6 protein-coding genes are annotated in these 5,643 nt (G+C 35.5%); all 6 read left to right on the top strand.

Going from position 1 to position 5,643, the window contains the following annotated elements; translation table 11 throughout:
• The first annotated feature begins 57 nt into the window (after positions 1 to 57).
• The 6 genes from E1171_RS08520 to E1171_RS08495 all read left to right on the top strand — a co-directional run bounded on the left by E1171_RS08520 (position 58) and on the right by E1171_RS08495 (position 5,562).
• Positions 58 to 1,014, top strand: a complete 957-nt coding sequence (locus E1171_RS08520) for a chromosome segregation protein SMC (RefSeq protein WP_155205584.1) — start codon at positions 58 to 60, stop codon at positions 1,012 to 1,014.
• A gap of 196 nt (positions 1,015 to 1,210) precedes the next feature.
• Positions 1,211 to 1,582: a 30S ribosomal protein S6 gene (gene rpsF / locus E1171_RS08515; protein WP_155205583.1), complete on the top strand. Its 372-nt coding sequence runs from the start codon at positions 1,211 to 1,213 to the stop codon at positions 1,580 to 1,582.
• Entirely contained in the window at positions 1,579 to 1,830 is a 252-nt protein-coding gene (gene rpsR / locus E1171_RS08510) for a 30S ribosomal protein S18 (RefSeq protein ID WP_155205582.1), read from the top strand. Before rpsF ends, rpsR begins: the two co-directional genes overlap by 4 nt.
• Before the next feature lie 65 nt (positions 1,831 to 1,895).
• Positions 1,896 to 2,339 (top strand): 50S ribosomal protein L9, encoded by a 444-nt coding sequence (rplI, locus tag E1171_RS08505; RefSeq protein WP_155205581.1) that lies wholly within the window; start codon positions 1,896 to 1,898, stop codon positions 2,337 to 2,339.
• Positions 2,340 to 2,548: 209 nt separating this feature from the next.
• The gene (locus tag E1171_RS08500) at positions 2,549 to 3,520 is read left to right on the top strand and encodes a GSCFA domain-containing protein (protein WP_187696343.1); all 972 of its coding nucleotides are present in this window, start codon (positions 2,549 to 2,551) and stop codon (positions 3,518 to 3,520) included.
• Positions 3,517 to 5,562, top strand: a complete 2,046-nt coding sequence (locus E1171_RS08495; protein WP_155205579.1) for a thioredoxin domain-containing protein — start codon at positions 3,517 to 3,519, stop codon at positions 5,560 to 5,562. The genes E1171_RS08500 and E1171_RS08495 overlap by 4 nt, the downstream gene beginning before the upstream one ends.
• Positions 5,563 to 5,643: the final 81 nt, after the last annotated feature.

Below are 5,643 nucleotides of genomic sequence, written 5' to 3'. Positions count from 1 at the left end.
TTTTTTTTAATGATTTTTTTTCCTTGGCTTGAATTTTGAATGCAATCCAGTAAATTTATGTTTAAAGTTAATAAAGAAGAGGAAATCATGAGTGAAGAAACTAAAACTTTAACGGAAAAAAAGAAAAATCAAAAAGCTGTTTTTTTAACTGTAATAATTCTTTTGGTAGTAGTTTCAACCGTTTTAATCTACCGGTCATATCAAAATCAAAAAGCTGCCGAAGCGGAAAAAACTGAAATAAAAGCAGAATTGGATGAAACTTATAATAAGTTACAATCTATTAGCCACGAACTTGAGCTAAAAATCCAAGAGACTGAAAAGTTAGGTGGAGATATTACTCAATTAAAAGAAGCTCAAGCCCAATTGGAAGAAGAAAAAGCCCAATTGCAGAACACCGCTAATGCAAACAGAAGATTAGCTTCACAATATCGTGCTAAAATGGAAGGCTATAAAGATCTTCTTGAAAATCAGGAAAAAGAAATTGCTCGCTTGAAAATGGTGAACGATGCCTTACTTACTGAAAACAGTACGCTAAAAGAAGAACATAATGAGCTAAATGGTCAAATCGCCGAAGTGAAGCGTTCCAATGAAGAATTAAATGAAAAAGTAAGAGTTGCCTCTAAATTGGAAGCTGAAAACATCAGTGTTTTAGCTTTAAATGCAAAAGGAAGAGAAAGAAAAAGCCCTTTTAGAAGTAAAAGCATTGACAAGGTAAAAGTGGAGTTTAACGTGGCTGACAACGAAGTTGCTGAAATCGGAAGCAAGGAAATAATGATCAAAATCGTAGACCCTGAAGGAAATGCGATCTTCGACGTGGCTACTGGATCCGGAACCTTTATGTTGGATAACAAAGAGTCCTTTTACACAGCCAAGCAAGATATTCTTTTCGACAACTCCAATCAACGAGTAACCTTTGTATATGATAAAGGAAGTGATTATGTAAAAGGGGAATATCAGCTATTCATTTATAGTGATGAATTAGAAATTGGTCAAGGGAATTTTAGAGTAAAATAATTGACCCAACCCATCTGTTGGTCATTTTAAAAAGCTTTGTTCAGGCAAGGAACCTGAACAAAGTTTTTTTTGTTTTCCCCTAATGAAAACATGCCTCTTGGAATATAAAAAGAATCCAGTCTCAGTTTTTTTTAACGTATTTGTTTTATACCTTTGCAGGCCGAAGATATTATTTTAAATAATCCAAAAATTAAAAATGGAATCAAGAAACTACGAGGCGGTATTCATCTTAAATCCCGTTTTGTCTGAAACTCAGATGAAGGATACCGTAGAGAAGTTCAAGAACATCCTTCTTGAGAACGGTGCTGAAATTGAGCATGAGGAAAACTGGGGCTTAAAAAAATTAGCTTACCCAATCCAACACAAAAAAACAGGTTTTTATCAGCTTTTAGAATTCAAAGCTCCAGGTAACGCAATTAACGCAATGGAAGTAGAATTTAAAAGAGATGAAAAAGTAATGCGTTTCTTAACTGTAGCCCTAGACAAGCATGCAGTAGAATACAACATTAAGAGAAGAAAAGGAGAATTCAACAAAAAACCTGAAGCTAAGAAGGAGGAAAAATCATGACTTTAATGAACGAGCCAATCAACAGAGGCGAACATAAGAAAAAATATTGCCGATTTAAGAAGAATGGTATTAAGTACATTGATTATAAAGATGCCAACTTCTTATTGAAATTCGTAAACGAACAAGGTAAAATTTTACCAAGACGAATTACTGGTACCAGCTTAAAATATCAAAAGAAAGTAGCTCAAGCTGTAAAAAGAGCAAGACATATTGCCTTGCTTCCTTATGTAACTGATTCTTTAAAATAGTAGAAAGTAATTAGCTTTATTAAAGGCAAAATTACCTTGTACTAACAGAAAATTATTCTATCAAAATGGAAGTTATTTTAAAAACAGATATTAAAGGACTTGGCTACAAAAATGATATTGTCAAAGTAAAGCCAGGTTACGGGAGGAATTATTTAATTCCTCAAGGGTTTGCTATCATCGCTTCCCTTTCAAACAAAAAGATGATTGCTGAAAACATCAAACAAGCGGCTCATAAAGCGGAGAAAATCAAAACTGAGGCTGAAACTATTGCAGCAGGAATTGGTGAACTTGTTCTTGAGCTTAAAACCAAAGCCGGAGAATCTGGTAAAATCTTTGGTGCTATCACAACACTTCAAATTTCAGATGCCTTGAAAGAAAAAGGATTTGAAATTGACAGAAAGAAAATCAGCATTCCAGGCGATGTAAAAATGCTTGGAGAATATGTTGCTGAAATTGACCTTCATAAAGAGGTGAAAAAAGAAGTTAAGTTTGTGGTTTCCGCAGAATAAGAATAAAAGATAAAAGATTTATTAAAGCGTTCTTCCGGCTGGTAGAACGCTTTTTTTATGCAGGATTATTTGGGAATTTAAACAATTGATTTACTAGTTTCAGGCTAATTTTACGATACAACATAAAATTTTCATTTTATAAATGAATGGATTTGCCTTCATTAGTATTCCTTATTAATTTTTCAAAAATAATTATAGTTTTTTCTGCCATGTTCAGAACTACCTTATCCTTAAGTCCTTCTTCCTTTCAACTAAACCATCAAACAGCTGTTCTCACCTTGGGTTCTTGTTTTGCTGATGCTATGGGAAGTCGGTTTTTAAGAGATAAATTTCAAGTCTGCAAAAATCCATTTGGGGTATTATTTAACCCCCTTTCTGCTTTTCACTTGCTGGAAAGTGTTATCAATCTTCAATTCCCAGAAGATAATACTTTTATAGAAAGAGAAGGAATTTATTTCAATTATAATCTTCATTCGGATTTTTCGGGTAAAAGCTTGAAAGAACTTCAAAATAAAATACAAGAGACTTTTGAAACCACTAATAATTTTCTAAAAACCTCCCAATACCTGATTCTCACCTTTGGTACAGCCATCATCTATCAAATAAAGGATTCAGACCAAACCGTTGCCAATTGCCATAAAATGCCTGCACAGCTATTTCACAAGCGGTTGCTACGTTCTGAGGAAATCGAATTAACTTTTAAAAAACTTTATAAGCTCCTAAAAACATTCAACCCAGCTATCCGAATGATCTTGACAGTAAGTCCAATCCGGCATATAAAAGATACACTGGAACTAAATGCGGTCAGTAAATCTACCGTGAGGATTGCCTGTCACCATTTAGAAAGCCGATTTGAAGATGTGGAATACTTTCCTTCCTATGAGATCATGATGGATGACCTTCGAGATTATCGATTTTATTCCCAGGACATGCTCCACCCCACAGAGGTGGCTGAAGAATACATATGGGAAAAATTCTCTAATCGGTATTTTAGCCAAAAGACTCAAAATCTTCTGATAGAATGGACGAAATTAAGAAAAGCTATAACTCATCGACCATTTCATCCAGAATCCAATGCCCATCAGGCCTTTTTAAAAAAAACTATTCAAAAACTCGAAAACCTCTCTAATAAAATTGACGTTAGCAGGGAAATGGCCCATTTAAAGAATCAATTAATATGACATCCAATAAAGCCAATCGACTCATTCATGAAAGCAGTCCTTACTTATTACAACATGCCTATAATCCAGTAGATTGGTATCCCTGGGGAGAAGAAGCAATTTCTCTTGCGAAAAAGGAAAATAAACCCATCATGGTTAGCATTGGGTATTCTTCTTGTCATTGGTGTCATGTAATGGAAAAGGAATCCTTTGAGGATCCAGAGATTGCAAAACTCATGAATCAACACTTCATCTGCATTAAAGTAGATAGAGAAGAACGTCCTGACATCGATCAGATTTACATGAATGCAGTCCAAACCATGGGCCTAGCTGGAGGTTGGCCATTAAATGTATTTCTGACTCCCGACCAAAAACCTTTCTATGGTGGCACCTATTTTCCCAATAAAGGCTGGGCTGAACTCCTTCAAAATGTACAAGCCGCATATAAACAAAACAGAGATAAGCTAGAAGAATCGGCTGAGAAATTTACAGAGGCCTTACAACTTAGTGAAACCTCTAGGTATAACCTTCATACCAAATCAAAAAAATTTTCCAAAGAGGTATTAGATCAGATTTACCAAACCATTTCTCCAAAAATTGACAATCTGAAGGGTGGTATGGATAAAGCACCAAAATTCCCAATGCCCTGCATCTGGCAGTTTTTATTAAAGTATTACCATATTTCAGCTGATGAAAAATGCAAACAAGAGGTAAAAATAACTTTAGATCATATGGCCCGGGGAGGCATCTATGACCAAATTGGTGGTGGTTTTGCTCGTTATTCTGTAGATAACAACTGGCATGTACCTCATTTTGAAAAAATGCTGTACGACAATGGTCAACTTATCAGCCTCTATTCGGAAGCCTACAGCCTAAGCAAGGAGGTGCAATACAAGGAGATAGTTTATGGTACTATAGATTTTATTGACCGAGAAATGAGCAATGGTGAAGGAGGCTTCTACTCGGCCCTTGATGCCGATAGTGAAGGAGAGGAAGGAAAATTCTATGTCTGGCATAAAAACGAACTACAGTCGCTCTTTGGAGACCTCTCCACATTAATTGGCGATTACTACAATGTGCGAGCAAAGGGTAACTGGGAAAATGAAAAAAACCTACTCCATAAACGTATGTCGGATGAAAACTTTGCGGGAAAGCATAAAATTGAGTTATCAGAATTAAAAGAAACCATACGTGAAGCAAAACAAGTCATGTTAGAGGCCCGTAATACACGTCCTCGGCCTGGCTTGGATGACAAAATACTAACATCCTGGAATGCTATTATGCTTAAAGGTCTGGTCGATGCCTATGCGGCCTTTGGAGAAGCCAAGTTTCTACAATTAGCCTTGAAAAACGCTCAATTTATCGATCAAAAACTTACAAACAAAAAGGGTCTTTACAGGACCTATAAAAATGGGAAAGCAAGCTTGAAAGCCTATTTGGAAGATTACGCCTTGGTCATTCAAGCCTATATTAGCTTATATCAGCTCACTTTCCATGAATACTGGTTGGATAAAGCCAGAGAATTAACCGATTACGCTCTGGAGAATTTTTATGATCCAAAAGAAGAATTGTTTTTCTATACTGATCAACAGGCAGAAACGCTTATTGCGCGGAAAAAAGAGATTTTTGATAATGTAATCCCAGCCTCCAATTCAGTAATGGCGACAAACCTGTACTTACTATCTCATCTTTTGGGAGAAGAAAAATATTATTCTACGGCCTCTAACATGTTGGCAAAAATAACGCCCTTACTGAAAGTAGAAGGGCAATATTTAGCAAATTGGGCAGCTTTATTCACGCTTTTTGTTCAACCTACAGCTGAAATTGCTATTTATGGTCCCAAGGCAGAAGAATTCATGAAAGAAATTTCTACCCATTTCTGGCCCAACAAGGTCATGATGGGCTGCCGAAAAGAAAGTAATTTGCCTTTGCTTAAAGATAAAAACACAATCGATGATAAAACTACTATTTTCTTGTGTTATGAAAAAAGCTGTAAGCGTCCTGTCTTTACCGTCTCGGAATTGCTAAAAGATTTGAAAAAATCGAAACTAATAAATGATTAATAGTGAATATTTCCCACCAATAAAATTCAAATTGAAAGGATTTCTCATTAAAATATCTCAGTGAATTTCTCTCCTAAAAAA

Origin of the sequence: Xanthovirga aplysinae, assembly GCF_009711365.1 — a bacterium.
Classification (GTDB): domain Bacteria; phylum Bacteroidota; class Bacteroidia; order Cytophagales; family Cyclobacteriaceae; genus Xanthovirga; species Xanthovirga aplysinae.
Note: the sequence above shows the minus strand (reverse complement) of the source record. Positions and strands in the feature narration are given on the sequence as shown.

Bases quoted from the DNA above. Each gene is read 5' to 3' on its own strand.
- rpsF (WP_155205583.1), top strand. From the start codon at position 1,211: ATGGAATCAAGAAACTACGAGGCGGTATTCATCTTAAATCCCGTTTTG.
- rplI (WP_155205581.1), top strand. From the start codon at position 1,896: ATGGAAGTTATTTTAAAAACAGATATTAAAGGACTTGGCTACAAAAAT.
- E1171_RS08495 (WP_155205579.1), top strand. From the start codon at position 3,517: ATGACATCCAATAAAGCCAATCGACTCATTCATGAAAGCAGTCCTTAC.
- E1171_RS08500 (WP_187696343.1), top strand. From the start codon at position 2,549: ATGTTCAGAACTACCTTATCCTTAAGTCCTTCTTCCTTTCAACTAAAC.
- rpsR (WP_155205582.1), top strand. From the start codon at position 1,579: ATGACTTTAATGAACGAGCCAATCAACAGAGGCGAACATAAGAAAAAA.
- E1171_RS08520 (WP_155205584.1), top strand. From the start codon at position 58: ATGTTTAAAGTTAATAAAGAAGAGGAAATCATGAGTGAAGAAACTAAA.